The organism is Candidatus Zixiibacteriota bacterium (assembly GCA_022865345.1).
Lineage (GTDB): Bacteria > Zixibacteria > MSB-5A5 > MSB-5A5 > RBG-16-43-9 > RBG-16-43-9.
In genome coordinates this window covers 1-22,645 of record JALHSU010000261.1, presented here as the reverse complement: position 1 = coordinate 22,645, position 22,645 = coordinate 1, and the positions used below count along the sequence as shown (strand labels likewise).

The 22,645-nt window shown below is 44.3% G+C and carries 23 protein-coding genes and 1 tRNA gene; 8 read left to right on the top strand and 16 right to left on the bottom strand.

Going from position 1 to position 22,645, the window contains the following annotated elements:
* Nucleotides 1–190 precede the first annotated feature (190 nt).
* Nucleotides 191–664: a universal stress protein gene (locus MUP17_12490; GenBank protein MCJ7459789.1), complete on the bottom strand. Its 474-nt coding sequence runs from the start codon at nucleotides 662–664 to the stop codon at nucleotides 191–193.
* Nucleotides 665–1,192: 528 nt separating this feature from the next.
* Between MUP17_12490 and MUP17_12485 the strand changes: the two genes are divergently transcribed.
* Complete coding sequence (locus MUP17_12485; protein MCJ7459788.1) at nucleotides 1,193–1,630, top strand: chromate resistance protein; 438 nt, start codon at nucleotides 1,193–1,195, stop codon at nucleotides 1,628–1,630.
* Between the two features lie 27 nt (nucleotides 1,631–1,657).
* Complete coding sequence (locus MUP17_12480; protein ID MCJ7459787.1) at nucleotides 1,658–2,491, top strand: methyltransferase domain-containing protein; 834 nt, start codon at nucleotides 1,658–1,660, stop codon at nucleotides 2,489–2,491.
* Nucleotides 2,492–2,663: 172 nt separating this feature from the next.
* Here the strand turns inward: MUP17_12480 and MUP17_12475 are convergent, their stop codons facing one another.
* The 15 genes from MUP17_12475 to MUP17_12405 all read right to left on the bottom strand — a co-directional run bounded on the left by MUP17_12475 (nucleotide 2,664) and on the right by MUP17_12405 (nucleotide 16,217).
* Nucleotides 2,664–4,580, bottom strand: coding sequence for a tetratricopeptide repeat protein (locus MUP17_12475; protein MCJ7459786.1), 1,917 nt, complete (start codon nucleotides 4,578–4,580; stop codon nucleotides 2,664–2,666).
* Nucleotides 4,581–4,805: 225 nt separating this feature from the next.
* A complete protein-coding gene (locus MUP17_12470) occupies nucleotides 4,806–5,633 on the bottom strand; it encodes a DUF1848 domain-containing protein (protein MCJ7459785.1) in 828 nt (275 codons plus the stop codon).
* 588 nt (nucleotides 5,634–6,221) lie between these two features.
* Entirely contained in the window at nucleotides 6,222–6,563 is a 342-nt protein-coding gene (locus MUP17_12465) for a hypothetical protein (protein ID MCJ7459784.1), read from the bottom strand.
* Between the two features lie 68 nt (nucleotides 6,564–6,631).
* Nucleotides 6,632–6,705, bottom strand: a tRNA-Arg gene (locus MUP17_12460).
* A gap of 309 nt (nucleotides 6,706–7,014) precedes the next feature.
* Nucleotides 7,015–8,172: an acyl-CoA dehydrogenase family protein gene (locus tag MUP17_12455; GenBank protein MCJ7459783.1), complete on the bottom strand. Its 1,158-nt coding sequence runs from the start codon at nucleotides 8,170–8,172 to the stop codon at nucleotides 7,015–7,017.
* Between the two features lie 2 nt (nucleotides 8,173–8,174).
* Nucleotides 8,175–8,924: a ribonuclease III gene (rnc, locus tag MUP17_12450; GenBank protein MCJ7459782.1), complete on the bottom strand. Its 750-nt coding sequence runs from the start codon at nucleotides 8,922–8,924 to the stop codon at nucleotides 8,175–8,177.
* Between the two features lie 19 nt (nucleotides 8,925–8,943).
* A complete protein-coding gene (fabF, locus tag MUP17_12445; protein ID MCJ7459781.1) occupies nucleotides 8,944–10,185 on the bottom strand; it encodes a beta-ketoacyl-ACP synthase II in 1,242 nt (413 codons plus the stop codon).
* A gap of 59 nt (nucleotides 10,186–10,244) precedes the next feature.
* Entirely contained in the window at nucleotides 10,245–10,490 is a 246-nt protein-coding gene (gene acpP, locus MUP17_12440) for an acyl carrier protein (GenBank protein ID MCJ7459780.1), read from the bottom strand.
* A gap of 142 nt (nucleotides 10,491–10,632) precedes the next feature.
* Complete coding sequence (fabG, locus tag MUP17_12435; GenBank protein MCJ7459779.1) at nucleotides 10,633–11,376, bottom strand: 3-oxoacyl-[acyl-carrier-protein] reductase; 744 nt, start codon at nucleotides 11,374–11,376, stop codon at nucleotides 10,633–10,635.
* Nucleotides 11,377–11,379: 3 nt separating this feature from the next.
* Nucleotides 11,380–12,327, bottom strand: a complete 948-nt coding sequence (gene fabD, locus MUP17_12430) for an ACP S-malonyltransferase (protein ID MCJ7459778.1) — start codon at nucleotides 12,325–12,327, stop codon at nucleotides 11,380–11,382.
* Between the two features lie 244 nt (nucleotides 12,328–12,571).
* A complete protein-coding gene (locus MUP17_12425) occupies nucleotides 12,572–13,564 on the bottom strand; it encodes a ketoacyl-ACP synthase III (GenBank protein ID MCJ7459777.1) in 993 nt (330 codons plus the stop codon).
* Nucleotides 13,565–13,566: 2 nt separating this feature from the next.
* Entirely contained in the window at nucleotides 13,567–14,583 is a 1,017-nt protein-coding gene (gene plsX / locus MUP17_12420) for a phosphate acyltransferase PlsX (protein MCJ7459776.1), read from the bottom strand.
* Between the two features lie 51 nt (nucleotides 14,584–14,634).
* Nucleotides 14,635–14,820, bottom strand: coding sequence for a 50S ribosomal protein L32 (gene rpmF / locus MUP17_12415; GenBank protein ID MCJ7459775.1), 186 nt, complete (start codon nucleotides 14,818–14,820; stop codon nucleotides 14,635–14,637).
* 60 nt (nucleotides 14,821–14,880) lie between these two features.
* A complete protein-coding gene (locus MUP17_12410; protein ID MCJ7459774.1) occupies nucleotides 14,881–15,390 on the bottom strand; it encodes a DUF177 domain-containing protein in 510 nt (169 codons plus the stop codon).
* 623 nt (nucleotides 15,391–16,013) lie between these two features.
* Entirely contained in the window at nucleotides 16,014–16,217 is a 204-nt protein-coding gene (locus tag MUP17_12405) for a cold-shock protein (protein MCJ7459773.1), read from the bottom strand.
* A gap of 357 nt (nucleotides 16,218–16,574) precedes the next feature.
* Between MUP17_12405 and MUP17_12400 the strand changes: the two genes are divergently transcribed.
* The 6 genes from MUP17_12400 to MUP17_12375 all read left to right on the top strand — a co-directional run.
* Nucleotides 16,575–17,225: a lactate utilization protein gene (locus tag MUP17_12400; GenBank protein MCJ7459772.1), complete on the top strand. Its 651-nt coding sequence runs from the start codon at nucleotides 16,575–16,577 to the stop codon at nucleotides 17,223–17,225.
* A 191-nt stretch (nucleotides 17,226–17,416) separates the two neighbouring features.
* Nucleotides 17,417–17,899: a pyridoxamine 5'-phosphate oxidase family protein gene (locus MUP17_12395; protein MCJ7459771.1), complete on the top strand. Its 483-nt coding sequence runs from the start codon at nucleotides 17,417–17,419 to the stop codon at nucleotides 17,897–17,899.
* A 331-nt stretch (nucleotides 17,900–18,230) separates the two neighbouring features.
* Nucleotides 18,231–18,779 (top strand): hypothetical protein, encoded by a 549-nt coding sequence (locus MUP17_12390; GenBank protein ID MCJ7459770.1) that lies wholly within the window; start codon nucleotides 18,231–18,233, stop codon nucleotides 18,777–18,779.
* Nucleotides 18,780–18,845: 66 nt separating this feature from the next.
* A complete protein-coding gene (locus MUP17_12385) occupies nucleotides 18,846–21,011 on the top strand; it encodes a prolyl oligopeptidase family serine peptidase (protein MCJ7459769.1) in 2,166 nt (721 codons plus the stop codon).
* 234 nt (nucleotides 21,012–21,245) lie between these two features.
* On the top strand, nucleotides 21,246–22,013 hold the full coding sequence (locus tag MUP17_12380) for a glucose 1-dehydrogenase (GenBank protein ID MCJ7459768.1): 768 nt from the start codon (nucleotides 21,246–21,248) through the stop codon (nucleotides 22,011–22,013).
* 359 nt (nucleotides 22,014–22,372) lie between these two features.
* The coding region (locus MUP17_12375; GenBank protein MCJ7459767.1) for a hypothetical protein at nucleotides 22,373–22,645 on the top strand (273 nt) is incomplete at its 3' end.

Below are 22,645 nucleotides of genomic sequence, written 5' to 3'. Positions count from 1 at the left end.
CCGCCTTGCCCGCAAGGCGGGAATGGAAACCCATCTTGAGGGCAAGATGGGTCTACTCATTGAAAAATACTCCGGTATCACCCTCAAACGAGTTTGAGGGTGCCAGCCCTGTCGAGTGTCGTGTGACCTGACGGATTGCTTCGTCGGTCAAATGACCTCCTCGCAATGACAGTCAGAACCCAGTTCTCCTTCATTTTTGAGCTGCCCGGATAGTGAGCACCGGACAGGGAGCATGCCTTACCACTCTCTCAGCCACCGAGCCGAAAATGAGATGCCTGAAGCCAGTCTCGCCGTGGGTTGATATGACTATGAGATCGATTTTCTCTTTCTCGGCAATCCGCACGATCTCATCTGCGGCTTTTCCGTATGCCAGAAATGACTGGACTTTGAGTTCTTTTGATAGTCTCTGATCAGTTATCTCTTCAAGCTTTTTCTCTGCCGAGCCTTTCAGCTCTTTCTCATATAAAACAACGTCAAAACTGGTGGTCGGAGCTCCTGCGCTCATCGGAGTAGTCGCAGCAGTTATTACCGGAATCGGAGCAAGCACATGAACAAGATAAAGCTCAGATGAGAAGTGTAATGCCAGTTCCCCTGCCATTTTCAGAGACTCATAAGAAGGCTGGCTGAAATCAGTAGGACAGAGAATTTTTTTAAAAGGCAGCATTTGTTTTCCCTCCTTCGAGTAAATTTTCTAAACAGTTCTGAAATCCTATCAAAAAGTAAAATTTATTCTGCAGTTTATCTGGACAATTAAAGCATAATGACAAGGTTCAGTCAAGAAAAATCGTTAAGTTTGATGAAATGATCAAGGAAAGTTAAGGGAGTAGTCAGTCGCCCTCAGGCTGTGGTAACTCTACCTCTCTGTCCTCGACTGCACCCTCCAGGATCGTGCGTCAAATGTAATCTGCTTATGGAGAGAAGGGCAAATTTTCATAAAAAAACCTTGACATCTTCGAAGTAGATTGATTACTCTTGCTAAGGCGGGAGTTGTACTCCCTCCCGATATAGGGAAGAGATATACAATCCCCCTCCCAGCACAGAACGAGAATTATCATTCTGAGCCCGTCTCTGGCGTGGAGGAGAATCAACTTCAAAATCAGATTCGAGAGATTCTTCGGTCGTCCCCGTAGGGAACTCCCTCAGAATGACAAAAGATACATAGTTCACCGCGTCTAATCAGGGAGATAAAAAAATGAAATGGATCACCCGCGAAAAAATAAAAGTCGACCGGGTGGCATGCCCCTGGCTGATAAAAAAATTCATCGACCCGCATGCGGAGTTTATTTTTGTACCGGCTGATAAGGTTATGAAGATAGCCGAGCGTGAAAAAGCAATACCATTTGACGCTCCGGGAGTGGAATTAGGCCATAACGAGGGGAAATGCAGTTTTGAAGCTATTGTGTCAAAATATAAGATCGAAGACCCAGCCATCCAACTCATGGCTAAAATTGTTCACAGCACAGATGTCTCTAAAGATCTCAATCTCCAGCCCGAGGCAGTAGGATTGAAAGCCATATCTGAAGGTTTCGGGCATTTAGGTTTGAAAGATGATCATGAGGTTTTAGCCAAAGAGTTCATCGTTTACGATGCACTATATGCTTACTGCAAACAAAAGGTGATGGAAAATTAGAAATTTTTAGTAGGGGCACGGCGTGCCGTGCCCCTACAGCTCTGGCTGGAACTAAGACCCGGAATGACCGCAGTGGATGTCGGATGTGGTCTGGGTAATTTAGGTTACACCTACTGGACCTATTTCGGTAAAGGCGGACGTTATTTAGGTGTAGATGTCTCTGAGGAATTGGTCAGGGAAGCGGCAGATGCGGCTAAGGAATGGGCAGTTGGTGGGGAGGCAAAATTTATGGTAGGCGATGCCTATAAATTACCGTTTTCAGACAACTTCGCGGACTGGGTTATGTGCCAGACTCTTCTAATGCACCTGGAAAAACCTGAGCTTGCTCTGGCTGAAATGATACGGGTAGCTGAACCCGGAGGACTGATCATGTGCAACGAGCCGGATAACCTGTCGGTAATGCTGATAAAACCCTATTGGTCAATGCCGGAACTTGACATCGAGGAGGAGCTATTAATCAAGAAAGTCCATTTGATCTGCCACAAGGGCCACATTAAGCTGGGCCGGGGTGACAATAGCATAGGTTCTAAGGTTCCTGCAATGATGAAAAAGCTGGGACTTATCGGGATTGACACTCGGATGAACGATAAAGTCCATTTCCTGATCCCGCCCTATGAAGATCCGAAGCAACAGCAGCTTTTAAAAATGATTAAGAAAACTCAGTTAGATGAGCACGAATTCTGGATGGAAAGGACAGGAGAAGAATTCTTAGCAGGAGGCGGTAACCCGGAAGAGTATGAGCGTTTCCGGGAAATATCCGAAAGACTCAAACCCATTCTTCAACAGCAAATTGAGGAAAGTAAATATACTGCTTGCGGACCAAGTTTCTTTTATGTAATCAAAGGAAGAAAACCAGAGTAATTTCAGGTTTTTGTATTCGACAGCTCAGGGGAAAAGTAGGTAGCGGAAGGCTTCAGCCTTCCATCTTTTCTCTATTCAAAAAAGATGGAAACCTGAAGGTTTCCGCTACAAAAAAGCAAAACAAAAAACCCCCGTCCGTAGGACGAGGGTCTTTTTTTAATCATATGACTTCTTAGAATTCTTTTTCCGTACTCTCGCCTAAGAATTTCAAAACCTTGATCCATTCCGGGTCATCCTTCATTGTTTCCCGGTCTGCCAGGGTGGTTAGCTCTTTGAATTTCCCGTAATTTTTCTTAGCTTCAGACTTGTTTTCCAGTGCCGTGTAGGTCATGGCTAAATTCACATAAATCTGCCTGGAATTAGGGCTTAGCTTTCTTGCCTTGGTGTAACTTTCTGCTGCTCCTTTAAAATCCTGAGCATTATACTGGGCATTCCCTAATTCCATGAAGCCGTTAAGATATTTCGGATTCTGTTCAGTAACTTTCTTCAAGTCTGCAGTGGCTTTATCATATTCTCCTGTATGGACATAATCCTGGCCACGGGAGTAGAGGTAATTTAAATCTCCCGGAGTCAGATTCAGAACCTGAGAGTAACAGAGAACCGCTTTATTATAGTTTCCTTTATTTTCAAAAAGCTTGGCTCCCTGGGAGAGATCTGCTATAGCTTTACTTTTTTCACCGATCTTCGCATAAGAGCTTCCCCGGCCCAGGTAGGCTTCAGGGTTACCCGGATCCAAAAGCAGTCCCTTAGTGTAGTTCTCCACTGCTCCAGCATAGTTACCAATGTCATATTCTTTCTGAGCTGAACTCATGAAATCTGTCTGTCCCCTGGTAGAGCTTGAGGAGCCGGAGGTGCTCTCTATGGAGTTAAGATTTACCTTTATCCTGGAGGTCGATCTTTCGCTGACTGCCACGCTACCGGTCCAGTCCTGATAACTGTCTTTGGATAACCTGATAGAATGAGTGCCGGGTGCGATATCTGCATACAAATTATTCCCTACACCTAAATATCTGCCATCTAAATAAACAATCACACCCGGTACGTTGGTTTCTATCTTAACTGAGCCGAGTGTAGATCTGGGCTGGCTCGGAGCAACCGGCCTGGTCCTGGGTTCGGATCTTTCAGGCTCAGCCTTGGCTGGAGAAGATAAGGCGGTTTGAGGTGAAAGCTCCACTACAGTAGTGGTGATCTGCTTCTTCACTATCGCCGCATTCTCGCTCACCGGGGTATAACCTTTGAGTTGTGCCTGCATCTGGTAGGTGCCTGCTGGCAAAAGATCAATTATGAAAAATCCCAGGTCATTTGACTGGACCTTCTTACCTAATTCTTTAAGTTCTATCATGGCATTGGGGAGAAATACGCCTGTTCCTTTTTCCACTACCACTCCTACCATTTTGCCTGAATCCTTGGGCCCGGTAAAGCTGGACTGAAAAATGAAGAATAATACGATTATCCCTAAAGCCAGGATCCCCCAGTATAAGGGCTTTTTGCTGGGCTCGAGGTGCTTTAGCTCGAACTCCCGATCTCCGATTTTCATCTCATCCCCGGCATGCAGCCTGAACCCGCCGGCGATCTTTATGACGTTGTCCTTAAAATGAGCCACCCCTTTGCACGAGATCTTCTGCTCCTCCAAGGGTCTAGTCCTGGACAGGGTATCCGGCCTGGTTGGTTCAGCTTCAAGCTTGTTTAGTTCACTTGGAATTCTGTATCCGGTTTCAGGATCTGATCCAGTGGATGCAGATTCAGCCTTTGATCTTTTTCTGGAATTTCTGGTTCTTTTAGGTTTTTTCTCCGTCAATTTTTGTCCTGTCATATTTTCAGGGCATTGAGAATCGAGATGGGTTTTTTCAATCATGGCATCAATTGGCGATTGTATCTCGATGTCTGAGATTTTTACCTTGTCGGTTTTATCCTCTACCTTCTCTTCTCCGGAAGATGCAGGTTCAGATGCAGCCTGAGGGGGTGCAGGAGTCTCTTCTATTTCTTCCTTGATGGCAACTTTGGTCTCCTCATTTCCTGAGGATGCCGATTCGGAGTTGTCCCTAATCTCCTGAGAATTTTCCAAAGAATTATTCTCTTCTTGGCTCACAGCTCACCTCTTTAAAAAACTTTTGCTTTGGGGACTATCCTTAATAATACAAGAAAAATCTTCTATTTTATTATCGACTTTAAAAGGATTATCTTTAACAGTAAAAAGAATTTGTGGCTGGTCAGGAGACCAGCCACCAGCAGGCAAATGCTCTCTGTTGGTGTCCTCACCAACAGAGGAGATGACCGTTGGTCAGAGGACTAACCGGAAATTACAAAAACAGTTTTAGGAATCTTTTTTCTCTGAATCTTGACTTTGAAAAGTAGGGTTACCATAGCAATAAAAACAATTATGGTAGCAGGGAAACCACATACCAATATCTACGGATTTTGTGCAGTGACAACTTTCCCTCTGGGTTTTATCTTTAATTCTGGAGCAGGGCTTTTTTCGAGGATGAAGCTCCGTGAAGAGATTACCGTCTATACACCCTTTTTTAGTGATCTCTGGCAGAACACAGGTGGAAAGTTCCATGCCCAGCTTTTCAGCTGGTGGGATCATTTTCTTCAGGACGAAATCCCTGAGTTCGTTTAACGGATGTTCCGCTATCTGGAAATCGTACTTTTCCAGGCGTTTTTTTACCTTTGGATAAAGGGTGACATAAGAGGTGATCACTCTTTTGATACCTGAGGAATGAACTGAGCTCAAAATATCTTGAAAAAGTTTTGAGTCTATATTGGTGAGGTGAATTTTCTTAGCATAAAAGACTTCGATCAGCGGATCGTATCTTATGGCAATTCTTAAAGGCGAGCCAAGAAACTCTATTAAATCAGGCAGTGCTTTTAACACCCTGTCTGGTTCTGGTGCTTCAGGCTCCAGAGGAGTACCGCCTAAGCCGGTTACGGTCAATAAAAGATAGATTTGGTCAATCGACTTAAGATTTTTCCTCAGACTTTTGTTCTCTAAAATATTACGGGGATTTTTGGTCCAGATGACCAGGGTATGGATGTTTTCTTTCCCGATCTCCTCCAGTCTTTTCATCAAATAATCCGGATAGAAAGTTAGAAGATCGACCCTCCGGCTGGCAGAGATGACTTTCTTAAGTTTCTGGTTCATATTCGATACAAGTAACTATCTTCTCAGTCATGGCGAGGAGTTTCCGCAGGAATGACAGAGCAATCGACTCCCTTCATGACTCAAATCCAAAAGTATACGATTATTTTAGCAACGGATTATAATCAAAATTGATTGTAGGGGCGTATTGCAATACGCCCCTACAATTTGCATTCCCAAGCTGTTCTCAACCCGGGTAGACAATTTCATTGAACTATTATTTCCGCAAGCATTTCTGGATGGAACTTGCAGTGGAAACTAAATTCCCCTTTATCCTGAAAAGTAAAAGAAAAGCTTTGTCCTGGAGCTAAGGTTCCGGAATCGAAAACCCCCTGGTCGCTGGTGGCTGAATGATTGTGGTATCCAAGGTTTGTAAAGGTTATTCTTGTGCCTGCTCTAACTGTAAAGGTAGGAGGATCAAAAAAATTGTCATATATATTCACCTTACTTGGAACCGGAGGCGGCACTTCGTAGATCGGGATTGGTTTGGTGCAGCTTGTCACTGAAACCAAAAAGATCAGGGCGAGGGCCAAAAAAAACCGTGTCCCAAATACTAAAAAACTACACTCCTCAGACTCTGTCCCCATTTGCTCAATCCAGTTTTTGATAACTGATAACCTCTAAAGGGGTGCCTTGCATACAAAAACTAACTGTATTTGTCAATATTTTCCCCACGACCTTTACCTTAACACCTTCCTTTTTAATTTCTGAAGACCTTTCACCGTAAAGCTCATAAGATTTTCCTGCATTTGAAATCAAAATCCAGCAATCCGACTCCACTCCTGCTTGCACTTTTCCGGTTACCATAATTAGTCCGCCTTTATCGCCAAATCCAAGAGGGTTGACGCAACTGAGGACCAAGGAAGAAAAATTAACCAGTAAAACCAGAAATATGATTCTGACTATCAGCAAGAGGAGTTTTTTCTTATACATCTTAGCCCTCCCGGTCATGCCTCTAGAAAACTCGACTTTCTCTGCTAATCACTAATCACTGTCTTTCTTGCGCCCAGAGGGAGTCGAACCCCCAACCGTCTGATCCGTAGTCAGGCGCTCTATCCATTTGAGCTATGGGCGCAAAAAATTAAGACAATATGAGAATATGTTCAGCCCTAATATAAATTTTATAAAACCCAAGTCAAATGTTTAATTTGAAAAAAAGGCGAAATTATAGGGGAGATCTAAAACAAGAATCACGCAGGTGTTGGTGCTGACCCTCACAATCTCTGACAGAGGATTGCTTCGTCGGTCAAATGACCTCCTCGCAATGACACTATTCGTTGCTCGGGCAGGAGTTGGACTCCTGCCCGTAAAAAAGAGGGGACAGGGGTACAACCCCTGTCCCAGCATCCGTAATTCGGGGCGGAGAAACCCCGCCCCTACATTTTTATTTCTTACTAACTATCTCTTTGATGAGGTTCAGCGCGATAATTCCCCTCTGGATCTCATTTGTGCCTTCGTAGATCTGGGTTATCTTGGCATCCCGCATCATCTTTTCGACTGGATAGTTTCTCAGGTAACCATATCCTCCAAAAATCTGCACAGCCATACTGGTCACTTTGACTGCTACGTCTGAAGCGAATATCTTAGCCATAGAGGATTCCTTGGAGACTTTTTCTGCTCCGGAGTCGATGAGAAGTGCAACTGAATAGACCAGTGCTCTGGCTGCCTCGATCTGGGTTGCCATATCCGCTAACTTAAACTGAATGTCCTGAAAAGAGGAGATCTGCTGTCCAAACTGTTCCCTTTTTCTGGAATAAACCAGAGCTTCGTCCAAAGCCCCCTGGGCAATACCTAAGGATTGAGCTGCAACACCGGGTCTGGTTTTGTCAAAAGTTCTCATCGCCACGATAAACCCGCCCCCTTCTTTTCCCAAAAGGTTTTCCTCTGGCACAAAACAGTCCGAAAAATTAAGCTCCCGGGTGGCAGATGCCCTAATTCCCATTTTCTTTTCTTTTTTGCCAAAGGAAAAACCCTCGTACCCTTTCTCCACTATGAATGCAGATGCGCCTCTTGCTCCTTTGCTTTTATCTGTGACTGCGACTATGGTGTAAACTTCCGCTTCTCCTCCGTTGGTGATCCACTGTTTGGTCCCGTTCAAAAGATACCCACCCTCTACTTTCTTTGCCTGGGTCTGAATGGATGAGGCATCGCTACCCGCATTCGGCTCGGTCAACCCGAAAGCGGCTAATTTTTCACCTTTAGCTATAAGTGGAAGGTACTTTTTCTTCTGCTTTTCATTTCCGAAAAGCAGGATCGGATAAGTTCCCAAAGCAGTTCCGGCAAAGGAAAGCGCGATTCCACCGCAGACCCTGGAAAGCTCCTCAGCCACCACAGCAAGCTCAGTAACCCCACCGCCTTTTCCTCCATATTCCTCAGAAATGTAAACCTCAAACAGCCCGGCTGAAGCTAACTCCTTTACTATCTCCCAGGGGAACTCCTCAGTCTCATCAAAATATTCTCTCTTCGGGAGAATTTTTTCCAAAGCTATCTTCCTGCTCAGCTCTCTTAACTTTTTCTGCTCTTCAGTCAACAGAAAATCCATTTCTAATTTGTCTCCTTTTCGAGTTCCTCTAAAGCCATCTTGGCGGCACTTTGCTCAGCCTCTTTTTTACTTAACCCTTTCCCTGTTCCTAAAAGTTTTCCCTTGGAATAAACCCCGATGGTGAACATCTTCTGATGGTCAGGTCCCTCCTCCTCCAAAACCTCATATTTGGGAATCCCCTCACCTTCAGCCTGCAGCAGTTCCAGAAGCTCACCCTTGTAGTTATGCATAGATTTATCTTCAGCCGTCTCCTTTAAATTTTTCAGGAGATGTGCCTGGATAAACTGTTCTGCTGCTGCCAGACCACCATCCAAAAAAATAGCACCTAACAGGGCTTCATACGAATCAGACAGGATAGAAGGCCTGGACCTTCCTCCGGATTTTTCCTCCTCTGCGCTTAAATGAAGATATTTCCCTAAGGAGATCAGTTTTGCCCGGCGGGAAAGATTTACCTCGCTCACCAAAGTGGCTTTGAGCTTGGTTAATTCCCCCTCATCTTTGTCCGGGAAATTCTCAAAAAGATACAGGCTGACCGAAAGTCCCAAGACCGCATCACCTAAAAACTCCAGTCTTTCATAAGAGGAAGTTCTCTCTTTGCCAGCCTCTTTTAAGAAAGAGCGGTGAATCAGTGCCTCTTCTAAGAGAGCTTTGTTTCTGAACTTATACCCCAGCCTTTGCTCTAACCCTTCTTTTAAACCAGCTTTTGATCTAAAAAATAAGTTCCTGATAAACCTGCCCGGTTCAAATCTCATAGGAAAATTAGAGAAGGGTTTATTCTTCGAATTTTTTTATGGCCAGGGTTATGTTATGCCCTCCAAATCCGAAGGAGTTGCTTAAAGCCACCCTGATCTGGTGCTTTCGAAATTGGTTCGGAACATAGTCCAAGTCACATTCCGGGTCAGGCACCTCCTGGTTTATAGTAGGATGCAAAATCCCCTGCTCCATAGATTTTATGGTCGCAATCAGCTCAACTGCGCCGGCTGCTCCCAAAAGGTGTCCGACCAGCGACTTGGTGGAATTAGCCGGAATCTTGTAAGCCCTTTCTCCAAACACATTTTTTATTGCCTTGGTCTCGGCGATGTCACCTAAATCTGTGGAGGTGCCGTGCGTGTTGATATAATCCACTTCCTCCGGGTTTAGCCCGGCATCCTGAAGAGCTAATTTCATCGAGCGAATAGCTCCATCCCCGTCTGGGGCCGGGGCAGTGATATGATAGGCATCTGCAGTCATTCCGACCCCCACCATCTCCGCATAGATTTTAACCCCTCTTTTTTGCGCATGCTCTAAACTCTCCAGAATCAGCATTCCTGATCCTTCGCCCATAACAAAGCCATCTCTTAATTTGTCAAAGGGTCTGGAAGCTTTTTCCGGCTCCTCATTTCTGGTGGATAAGGCCCTGGCAGAGCAAAACCCGGCCAAGGCAAGCGGGGTGATGGAAGCTTCGCTTGCTCCGGTAACCATTAACTCCGCATCCCCCCTCTGAATGATCTTGAAGGAATCTGCAATCGCATGCGCGCCGGAGGCACAGGCAGAGACTGTGGCATAATTAGGACCTTTCAGATTGTAACGTATGGAAACCAGGCCAGCAGACATGTCCACGATCATCATAGGAACAAAGAAAGGGCTTACCCTTCCCGGCCCGTCTTTTAGAAGGACCGAATGCTGGGTTTCCATAACGTCTACCCCTCCGATCCCGCTTCCGATAACTGCTCCAGCTTTGTCCGGGTCGAATGAGTTGGAGTCCAGCTTCGCATCCTGCATTACCTGAAAAGCAGTGGACATAGAGTACTGCTCGTGCAAACCCATTCTGCGGGCTTCCTTCTTGTCGATATACTGCAGAGGGTCAAACCCTTTTACCTCAGCCGCAATCCGGGTGGTAAAATTCGAAACGTCAAACCTGGTTATCTTACCTGCTCCGGATTTGCCGCTTTTCAGAGCTTCCCACAGCTCCTCCACACTGTTACCCACCGGAGAGATAACCCCCAACCCGGTGAGAACTACTCTCCTTTTCATTTAACTCACCTGATTTTATGATTTCTTACTAATGCAAAAACCATTTTCAAATAGAGCTTTTATGCTTCCTTGGAACTGTTCTGCTTGATATATTCAATCGCCTGTCCCACAGTCGTGATCTTCTCAGCCTCCTCGTCCGGTATCTCCAGGTTGAACTCCTCCTCTAAAGCCATTACTAACTCCACCGTATCTAAGGAATCAGCTCCTAAGTCGTTTACAAAAGAAGCCTCCGGCGTAACCTGAGCCGGGTCCACTCCCAACTGCTCCACGATTATTTCCTTTACCTTTTCATCCACTGATGCCATTTTTTCACCTCCTCCTTTTTAATTGTTATCCCTGATTCTTTTCTTTATTTTTTTCCCTTGAACCTTTAAACCTTTGAACTTTTCTTTTACGTCGGGCGTAAAGCCTGACGCTACGTTTTTTCGCTCCCTGCTACCAGCTTTTTTACATCAGCAATCCACCATCCACCTGCATCACCTGTCCGGTAATATAACTCGCTTCATCCGAAACCAAAAATGCAACAGTATTTGCCACGTCTTCAGGCAACCCTTCTCTTCTCAAAGGGATGGAAGAAAGAAAAGCCTTTTTCGCCTCTTCCGGAATCTTTTCCGTCATCTCGGTCTTGATATATCCAGGTGCTACTGCGTTGACTGTTATATCCCTTGAAGCTAACTCCTTAGCTAAAGACTTGGTCAGGCCCAAAAGCCCAGCTTTGGAGGCAGAATAGTTCACCTGCCCGATATTCCCCATTAACCCCACAACCGAGCTTATGTTTACGATTCTTCCGGATTTTTGTTTCAGCATAATCCTGGAAACCGCCTTGCTTAAGTTAAATGTGCCTTTGAGATTCACATCTATAACTTTATCCCAGTCCTCCTCGCTCATTCGTATCAAAAGTTCATCCCGGGTTATACCAGCATTGTTGACTAAAATATCGATCTGCAAAAATTCCTCCAGCGCTTTTTTTAAACCTGCTTCCACCATAGAGTAATTTGATACGTCCACCTTTTGGGCCAGGGCTTTTATATTTTTCTCGGTTTGCAGCTCAGATGCCACTTTTTCAGCTAACTCCAAGTTTACATCCCAGAGAATCAAATTTACACCGGATGAAGCAAGCTTTTCAGAGATAGCTTTTCCTATCCCTTGTGCGGCACCGGTGATTAAAGCAACTTTCCCTTTTAAACCCATATCTTAGGCCTCAACTGCCTTATACTCCTTTACGAACTGCTCAAGCTCGGAAAGCTTATCTATCCCGTATAAGTTGACCTCTTTAAAAGACCTCCTCAAAAGCCCTTGCAGGACTTTCCCCGGACCTATTTCAACAAAATCTCTTATCCCCTGACTGTAAAGATATTCTATCGACTGTTGCCACAGAACCGAGCTGGTTATCTGCTCTATCAGAAGATATTTCAGCTCAACCGGATCTTTGGTTGGAGTGGCAGTGACGTTGGCAATCAATGGTGCTTGTCCTGGATTGATTTTCATGCTGTTCAGAACCTCTGCCATCCCTTCTTTTGCCAAAGCCATCAAAGGGGAGTGATAAGCACCACCTACCGAGAGCAGCATAACCCTTTTTGCACCGAATTCCTTAGCTAACTCAGCCCCTTTCTCCACACCTTTTAAATCACCGGTTATGGCTACCTGGTCAGGGGAATTGAAATTGGCTGGCTGAACTATACCATAATTAGACGCCTGTTTACACAACTCCAGAACCTTTTCTCTGGACAAGCCGATAATTGCCGCCATAGTCCCTTTTTCTTTATCACATGCCTTTTGCATCAGAAGGCTCCGGTGTTTGACTGCTTTGAGCCCGTCTTCAAACGAAAAAAATCCAGCACAAACTGCGGCTGAATACTCACCTAAACTATGTCCGGCTACAAAAGAGGGGAGAATTCCTTCTTTTTTTAGAAACTGCCACAGAGACACACTGTGAACAAAGATGGCTGGCTGGGTATATTTGGTCTGAACTAAAAGCTCTTCTGGTCCTTCAAAGCTGACTTTCGCTAAATCGTATTCCAGAACATCTGAGGCTTTAGCATAAAGCTCTTTTACCTCAAAGGAGGACTCATACAAATCTTTAGCCATCCCCACATACTGGGAACCCTGACCGGGAAAGACGAAGGTAAATTTTTTATCCATAAATTTTATTGTGCGACATTCTCTTTGTCATTCTGAAGAGGTCCAAATGGACGACTGAAGAATCAATTGAATTTTACTTGAAAACAGATTCTTCGCCCTACGGGCTCAGAATGACAGTTATCATTCTTGCTCCTTGTTGGTCTCCTGACCAACAAGGCTCCGTTGGTGAAGACACCAACGGAGAGCAATTTAATCTTCTCTCTTCTTTTGCTACATGCTCCTTGCTACGAGCTACCTGCTTTTCTTACCATCTAATCACTGCTGAGCCCCAGGTGAATCCTGCCCCGAAAGCCACCAGAAGAGTGATGTCACCTGGTTTTATCCGGCCGGATTTCCTTGCCTCGTCTAAGGCAATCGGGATAGAGGCAGCAGAGGTGTTCCCGTATTTATCTATATTGACGAAAACCTTTTCCATAGGCATTTTTAACCTTTTGGCAGTTGCCTCGATAATCCTTATATTTGCCTGATGCGGAATTAGAAGGTCAATCTGCTCCGAGGAGATATTGGCTTCTTTTAAAGCCTTCAAAGCTGCATCCCCCATCGACCTAACGGCTGATTTAAAAACCTCGCTTCCTTCCATCTTGATGTATTGATCCCCTTTATCGATATTCTCTTTGGTCAGAGGCGTCCTTGTTCCGCCAACCGGAATATGCAAAAGATTAGCCAGGGAACCATCTCCGCATATATAAGTGGCTAATATGCCCTTATTATTTTCCTGAGTCCTCTGAACAATAGCTGCACCAGCTCCGTCACCGAAAAGAACACAGGTGTTCCGGTCATTCCAATTGGTGATCTTGGATAAAACTTCGACCCCGATTACCAGGATGGTCTTGTATTTCCCGGAATAGATGAAAGCCTGAGCCACTGAAAGCCCGTAAATGAAACCACTGCAGGCAGCAACTATATCCATCACCGCGGCATTTTTCGCCCCCAATCTATCCTGAAGGATGCAGGCAGTCGAGGGTAAAAGATAATCCGGAGTAACGGTCCCGATCAGGATCAAATCGAGCTCCTCTGGTTTTATCTTTGCCTCTGCCATGGCTTTCTTTGTAGCTTCGAGACATAGATCGGAGGCAGCTGTCTCTTTATCTGCAATCCTTCTTTCCTTGATCCCGCTGCGGGCGGTTATCCATTCATCCGTGGTCTCGACCATCTTCTCCAAATCCGCATTAGTCAAAACCTTCTCCGGAGTAAAGGAGCCCGTTCCGGTGATAACTGCATCATATCGGTTAGACATCTTTACCCCTTCATCAGATTATTATTATTCGCAAGTTTCTCCTGGATCATCTCATTTACCTTTTCCTTAACCATATCGACTCCGACTTTTACAGCATTCTGGATGGCTTTGGGAGAAGACTTTCCGTGGCAGATTATAGAAACTCCATTCACCCCTAAAAGGGGGGCTCCGCCATATTCAGCATAGTCTAAAACTTTTCTTAAATCCCGGAGAGAGATTTTCAAAAGAAAAGCTCCGAATCTGAAAAGCAGGCTCTGCTTAACCCTTTTGTGAACCAAAGAAGTTAAAAATCCGTCAATGCTTTCCGTAAACTTCAAAACGATGTTACCCACGAAACCATCCGTGACCACCACGTCGCAGGTCCCTTTTAAAACGTCTGTCCCTTCAACGTTGCCTACGAAATTAACCGGGCCCTTTTCCAAAAGCTTGTGCGCCTCCTGAACTATGTCAGTCCCTTTGGTGCTTTCCTCTCCGATGGAAAGCAGACCTACCTTGGGAGATTCCTTTTTCAAAACATGGGAGGCATAGATGCTTCCCATCACCCCGAACTGGTAAAGGTTTATGGCTTTGCATTCTGCATTAGCTCCAACGTCTAAGAAGACCACCACCCCTTTTTCAGTGGGAAGGCAGGTGGCAATCGCCGGCCGGGAAACCCCTTCTAATCGGCCTAAGGTTAAAAGAGAGGTAGCCATCACCGCGCCGGTATTACCGCTGGAGATAAAAGCATCCACCTTGTTCTCCTTCTGCAGCCTGGTACCAACCGCGATGGAGGAGTTCTTCTTTTCCTTAAGTGCCTCAGTCGGGCTTTCCTCCATCCGCACATTTTCGGTTGCGTTTTCTATGGTGAAAAAAGAGTTGTGCAGGTTGAGCCTCAAAAGCTCCTTTTCGATTTTTTCTTTCTCCCCGACCAGGGTGATCTTGAAATCGTCGGTTTTCTTCTGGTAGGCTAAAAATGCACCTTCCACTACTGATCCAGGTGCATAATCTCCTCCCATGGCATCTAAGGCGATCCGGATCAAAGCTTACTCCTCCCTGCTTGCCGTATTCCCGCTAAAAGCGGGACTCCCGGCTCAGGTTGTCTCTTCTGGGGTTATGATTTCCTTGCCATCATAATATCCGCAATGCGGGCAGACATGATGGGGCAGTTTTGGCTGGTGACAATGAGAACATCTGGTAACATTCGGAGCGTCGAGTTTCCAGTGAGTTCTTCGTTTGGCTCCTCTGGTCTTGGAATGTCTTCTTTTAGGCAGTGGCATTTTCTTCTCCTGAATTATCTTTTCTTATGGTCATACTTCTTAGGTATTCCGTCTCCCTTTTTACTTCTTTTCAGTTTTCAAATCCCTTAGTTTCTCCCAGCGCGGGTCGATCTGTTCTTTCTTGCATTCACAGGTTGTTACGTTCAAATCTGTTCCGCAGGTCGGACAAAGCCCCTTACAGTCCTCCTGGCACAGTGACTTCAAAGGTATGGATAAAATCAAGCTTTCTCTCACCAGGTCATCCAGCTTGAAGAAATTTCCAGTCTGGACCTGGTTTTCCCGGTCGTCGGATTCCAGGATTATCTGGTCTTTTTCTTCCTTGAGCAGGAATCTGATATCTGCTTTCAAGGTCTGAGAGTATTCTTTCAGACAGCGGGAGCACTCGAATAAGGCTACGGTTTCGACCTTTCCCTCGCCGATATAATTCTTCCAGGAGCGTAAGACCCTCAGGTTCACTTTGACCGGGTGGGGAAACTCCACCCATTCGATTTTAAGCCCCAGGGAGTCAGCAGTTCCTTCTAAGTCTAAATAATTTACCTCATCCCTGAGAGATTTCAGGTCAATCTTCATAAACTAAGATAAATAAAAAATTAAACCCCGCTTGTCAAGGAAAATCTCCTACATCCAGATTAAAACAAAAGACCTTAGGTTAAAAACCTAAAGCCTTTATTGAATATTACAGCCTTGATTACCGTTCTGTTTGGAATGATTTGAAAATAAAAATGATTTCATTAATGGAATTCATGCAAGGACATCAGGTCTTTGCGGGACTATGCATGCAATTTTCATGTAGGGGCGTATTGCAGTTCGACCGGCTCACTGCTCTGAGCGAAGTCGAAGAGCAATACGCCCCTATAACAGACCTATGTCGAAGACAACTCAGGCTACTGTCAACAAACAATGAGGTCGAGAGAACCTCGCCCCTGCGGTTCGCACAGCTTTTTTAAATAAGAACATCCCCAATCTTGATTGGGGATGGCACCCTTTACTATTACTTTGTCTTAATGGGGTGGCACCCTCAAACGAGTTTGAGGGTGACCTTTGTCACATTTGTAGCGGAGGTCTTCAGATAGCGATTTTTAGAATATTGGCAGACCAAGAGCGAGTCCGCCTTCGACGGATCGCCCCTACAAAAAATAAAAAAACCCTCCCGCATTTCTGCGGGAGAGCTTATAATGCGGTTAAATCTTATTTTATAATTTAACTACATTAATTGCCTGTGGTCCTTTGGGACCCGGGGTGATATCGAAGCCAACCTGGTCTCCCTCCTGCAGGGACTTATATCCCTCTGCCTTGATGGCTGAAAAATGCACGAAGACGTCCTTTCCGCCATCGCTCGGCTCGATAAAGCCAAAACCCTTAGCCTCGTTAAACCACTTTACTTTCCCTTCTGCCAAAACTTTCTCACCACCTTCCGTTGAAAAAAATGTTAAAAACAAAAACCACGAAGAAACCCACTAAAAACCAGAGGCTTTCGTGGTCAATTACGCTCTTTTCTATATTACTCTAAAATCCACTTACTTAATCCTTCAAAAGCCAACTGCTTATTGTTATACGTAAATAAATAAAAATAGCGAGTAAAAAATTCAAAAAATACTATTATACTTATCGGCAGAAATGAATTAAAGGTATAGGGAAAAATTCAAATGCTCAAGATTCATAAGAATCACAAGCCTTTAATCTGATTCCCCTGAAAAACCTGCTTGACGAAATCAACCACATTCATTTATTGGGAGTTTAAAGATGGAGGTAAAATGGATAAAGACAAGCTCTGGTATTATGAGAAGCTGTCGGCTAAAGTCCTGCAGAGTTTGAAAAAAAACAACATCGAAGCCTTTTATTTCAAAACCGGAAAAGAGGCGAGGGAAAAAGTCTTGAGTTTAATTCCAGAGGGTGCATCTGTTGGCTTAGCTGGCTCGGTTACCTTAAAAGAATTGGGGATATTAGATGAGTTGATGAAAGGAAATTATAAACTATACAATCAATATCTCCCGGACCTTTCTAAAGAAGAAAGTTTGAAAATAAGAAAAGAAGGAGTTAGCGCTGACTATTTTCTTTCCGGAACCAATGCGGTTACGTTAAACGGAGAGCTTGTCAATATCAGCGGTATGGGAAATAAGATCGCGGGGCTTTGCTATGGAAAAAAAGTGATAATCGTTTGCGGGGTAAACAAAATCGTCAAAGATATAAAAGAGGGGATAGACCGGACCAGGAATCTATCTGCCCCGATGAATGCTAAAAGGCTGGATTTTAATACCCCTTGCAGGGAAACAGGTTTTTGCGATTATGATCTGTGCCGTGCTCCAGAATTCGACCGGATGTGCAATCAGCTTTTAGTGATCGAGGGCGAAAGGGAAAAAGGAAGGATAACCGTGATTTTAGTAGGGGAGGAGTTAGGGTTTTAATATATGGAGTACATCGTCCGTGCTTATCTTGGTAGCCGCAACCTTCAGGTTGCGAATCATAAAAGCGCAGACTAAAGTCTGCGGCTACCAACCCGAGGGTGGAGGGCGAGGAAACCTCGCCCCTACAAAAACCGGTTATCCACGCTATCTCAAACTTGGTAAATATAAATTATTTTAGGAGGACATAGATAATGGCAAGATACCATATGAAAAAAAAGGACCGGGAGATAACCGATTCAAATGAATTGATGGAAATTCTGAAACGAGGGAAGTATGCAACGATTTCCATGTGCCGGAAAAATGAACCTTACATCGTTGCCTTGAATTACGGTTATGACAAGGACAAAAATGCTCTTTATTTCCATTGCGCAAAAAAGGGATTGAAGATTGATTTTATTAATGAAAATCCTCAGGTGTGCGGAACTATAATAGAAGACCTGGGCTATGTAACGGATGAATGCGAACAGAAATATCGTTCAGTGGTGTTCTGGGGAGAGATGTTTATTGTGGAGAATCTGGGAGAAAAGAAGCATGGAATAGATGTGTTGATAAACCATTTGGAAAAAAATCCGGGCAAGGTAAAGGAAAAATCTATCAAAAGCGAACAAAGCTACCAAGACGTAGGGATATTGAGATTGGACATAAAGGAATTGATCGGCAAGAAAAGAATGTAGTTTCCTGTAGGGGCGGGGTTTCCCCGCCCTTGTCTTTTTGCGTAGGGGCGTATTACACAATACGCCCCTACAGGTTTTTTGTAGCGGAGGTCTTCAGACCTCCAGTTTTTTCTTGTAGGGGCAATTTCCAGATGGATCCAAATGGACATGAATTGCTCCTACATTTGTAGAGACGCATAGAATGCGTCTCTATGTATTTTTTTGAAAATAAAAGATGACTTGACTTTTGGAAGATAATGAATAAAATAAGGACAAAAAGAACAATAGGATGAGGACTAAGAAATGAACAATTAAACTCAAAGTAGCGTAACCGAAAACCATGTCTGCGAAATTGATAGAAGAAGAGAAACAAAAACTAAAGGTATTTTTGTACCGCGCTCAGGAATTAAAAAATAGAAGATTATTCAAAGATGGATATCCAAAACATTTTCTAGAGGTTTACATTGGTAAAAAGATTGGATATAAAACAATTTTCCCTGATGAAGACGATTTCCGCTCAATGTTAATCGATTTTCGAACTTTTTTGCTACAGGATGAGCCAAATCATTTTTATTCTATATGTAATCTTCTTCATACAAAGTTAGAAAGTGACGAACTGAAAAAGCAAATAGCTGAGATACGAGCATCTTTTAAAACAGCCTTAGAAGAATCCTATATAGGTCAGACCTTTATTGATAAGGAATTTAATCCTGAAGAAAACCTCCACTATTGGTTGAATGAACTTCTATTCCATACGGGACAAAAGAAGAATGTAATTTCAAATAGATTCAATGAATCTAAAAGACCTTTATTAAAATATGACTTTGTTACTACTGTTCTTGACCTATCAGAGTATATATTTACTTTATCAACTGTAATTAGCCAAATTCTTCAAGAGTGAATTAAGATTTTCATTATATGTATTAGTCATAAGTTCAAAATAGAAACTTAAGAAAGGAGTATCTACATGGAAAGAAGATTCAACCAATTAACAAAAGTAAGTAAAGTTCATTTTCTTTTGACTTCGTTAGCAGTTTGCCTTCTGACAATTTTGTTCTTTGGGATAATCAACGCCCAAAAGCTCACATATCCACCTGCCCGGATGGACAATGTCGTGGATGACTATTTTGGCACCAAGGTGCCTGACCCTTATCGCTGGCTGGAAAACCCTGATTCACCTGAAACGCAAGCCTGGGTGGAGGCTGAGAATAAGCTTACCCATACTTATATTGGCGCTATCCCGGCAAGGGAGAAAATCAAAGCCCGGCTGACCGAATTAATGAATTTTCCCAGATATTCTACTCCCCAAAAAGAAGGCGGGCGCTACTTTTTCTCCAAAAATGATGGACTGCAGAACCAGTCAGTCCTCTATATGCAGAAAACTCTGACTGGTGAACCGGAGGTAGTGCTGGACCCGAATAAACTTAGCCCGGATGGGACCATTGCCCTTTCGCTTCTGGCTTACAGTAAGGACGGAACCCTTTTGGCATACGGTATATCTAAAAGCGGAAGCGACTGGCAGGAAATCAAGATTCTAAATATCGACACTAAGAAGGAATTTCCTGAGACTATAAAATGGTGTAAGTTCACCAATGTGGCCTGGAAAAATGACAGCACTGGTTTTTTCTATAACCGGTATCCTGAGCCGGGCTCAGTCCCGGAAGAGGACCAGTATAGTTACAACAAAGTCTACTTCCACAAGCTTGGCACTTCTCAAGCCGAGGATCAGTTAGTCTCTGAAGACCCAGAGCACAAAGAGCTTTCCTTCACACCCTTCATCACTGAGGATGGGAAATATCTGGTCTTATATGTGGAGCTTGGAACAGACCCGAAAAACCGGGTCTACTATCGTGAAGTCGAGAGTCAGAACCCCTTTATCAAACTCTTAGATAAAGCAGATGCCAATTATGCCTTTGTTGGTAATTTAGATACTCTCTTCTATTTCCGCACCGATTTAGATGCCCCGCATGGCAAGATCATTCAGATCAATATCAAAAATCCAGACCCGAAGAACTGGAAGGAGGTCATTCCTCAGACAACCGAGGTACTCTCAGACGCCAGAATGGTGGATGGCCAGCTTGTGGTCGTTTCCATGCAGGATGCACACGACAAGCTTAAACTGTATGACTTTAACGGAAAATTCAAAAAGGAAATCGATTTGCCTGATTTAGGCTCAGTTGGCTACATCTCTGGCAGACGCACTGATAAGGAGATGTTTTTTGAGTTTACCTCTTTTCTTTATCCCACAACCATTTTACGCTATGACTTTGAGAAAGGGGAAGTCTCGACTTTTTACCAGCCAGAGATCAATTTCATTTTCTCAGCTTATGAAAGCCAGCAGATATTCTATGACTCAAAAGACGGGACCAAAGTGCCGATGTTCATCGTTCATAAAAAAGGGCTGAAGTTTGACTACTCCAATCCAGTTCTGCTTACTGGTTATGGAGGTTTTAACGCGAGCATGCAACCTTATTTCTCTATTTCCCGTTTGGTCTGGCTGGAAAACGGCGGTGTGTTTGCTTTAGCCAATCTGCGCGGGGGGAACGAATATGGCGAAGCCTGGCATCAGGCAGGGATGCTTAACCGAAAGCAGAATGTGTTTGATGATTTTATCTCCGCAGGCGAGTGGCTGATTCAGAACCGTTTCACCAGCACTGACAAGTTAGCTCTCATTGGAGGAAGCAATGGCGGACTTTTAGTAGCTGCCTGTATGACCCAGCGCCCGGAATTATACGGAGCAGTCATCTGTCAGGTGCCACTTACCGATATGTTAAAGTATCAGAAATTCACAGTGGGTCGCTACTGGATACCTGAATATGGGGATGCGAGCAGAAGCCCGGAGGAGTTCACCTACATTTATGCTTATTCTCCTCTGCAAAACGTCAAAAAGGGAACGGTTTATCCTCCAACTCTAATCACCACCGCAGATACTGATGACCGGGTCGCACCTTTGCATGCTAAGAAATTCGCCGCTGCCCTGCAAGCCGTAAATGCAGGCAATAATCCAATTCTACTACGGGTGGAAACCAAAGCCGGGCACGGCGGTGGAAAACCGACGTCAAAAGTTATTGATGAACAGTCCGATATCTATGCTTTTTTATTCAAGATATTCGGGATGGGTCAGTCACAGTAAAGATAACATTCGGTAGGCCAGACATCCCTGTCTGACCTGTAGGGGCGAGGTCCCCTCGCCCAGTGATTTTGGGCTGGGCAACCCAGCCCCTACACTTCGCAAGCTGAAGCTTGCGCCTACCATGATCTTTCCTAACCGGTGGACCCACGTTGCCTCAAAGTGGGTGAATATCCCGCCTTGAGGGCAAGGTGGGGCTACTGCTTGACAAAAAATCTAAAATTCAAGGAGACAAAAATGGGTAGAGTAGAGAATAAGGTTGCCATCGTAACCGGTGGGGCTTTGGGAATCGGCAAATCAGCCTGTATTTACCTGGCAGAAGAGGGAGCAAAGGTTGCAGTGACCGATATTTTAGACAGAGAAGGACAAGGTGTATCAGACCAGATAAAAAAATCTGGCAGCATTGCGAAGTTCTGGCATCTGGATGTCTCAAATGAAAAAGAAATCCAGAAAGTTTTTGCAGATATTCAGAAAACCTTCGGGAAAATCGATGTCTTAGTTAATAATGCAGGCATAGCCGGAGTAAGCAAGCCAACCCACGAGATCACTGAAGAGGAGTGGGATCGGGTTATGGCTGTCAATGTCAAAGGAGTATTCTTCTGTACCAAACACGTAATACCCTATATGAGAAAAGCCGGAGGCGGAAGCATAATCAATCTTTCCTCTATTTACGGCATCGTGAGTGCACCGGATGTACCGCCATATCATGCTTCCAAAGGTGCGGTCAGGATAATGACCAAAACCGATGCTTTCCTTTATGCGCAGGATAAAATAAGGGTAAATTCAATTCATCCCGGTTTCATCTGGACACCAATGGTAGAAAACTACCTAAAATCCCAGGGAGATTTCGAAGCAGGTAGAAAAATGTTAGACAGCTTACAGCCGGTTGGACATATAGGCGAACCGGAGGATATTGCCTACGGGATTATCTACCTGGCATCAGATGAATCCAAATTTATCACTGGCAGCGAACTGGTCATCGATGGCGGATATACCGCCAGGTAACGCAATTAGGGCTCAGTAGGGGCGAGGTCCCCTCGCCCTGTCTGACTCAGGGAAACCTGAAGGTTTCCTCTGCATTTTTGCTTGACAAAATTTGTACGTTGATAACCTGAACGAGAAGAAATTTGTAGGGGTACAGTCCCGCGCGTGTAGTTTTTCAGTATTTCGGTAACGGTTTATTATAAAAAATGCTCTAAGAAAGAAATTGGAAATAAGGTGGAGAACAATGAAATCGCAATCATATTTAAGAAGGTGTTGTTATTTAAACAGATATCGCGTAGGGGTGGAGCTTGCCTCCACCCATCACCTTCTGCGGCGGGATGCCCCTACAGCTTGACTATACTCTTAGACAAGGAGAATCAATGAAGAAAAATCAGGTAATCAAAGCCATAATCAATCACAAATCTATTCGCCGGTTTAAACCGAAATCCCCCACGAATGAGATAATAAGGACAATCGTTCGGGCAGGACAGCAGGCTCCTTTCTCTTCGCAGGTTTATAGTCTGTTACTCTCACGGAATCAAAAGAAAAATCCTTTCAGGGCTCCCCTTTTGTTCACTGTCTGTATCGATTTTCACAAACTCCAGCTTATTATGAAGAAGAGAAACTGGAGACTGGTCTCGAATGACCTTTTC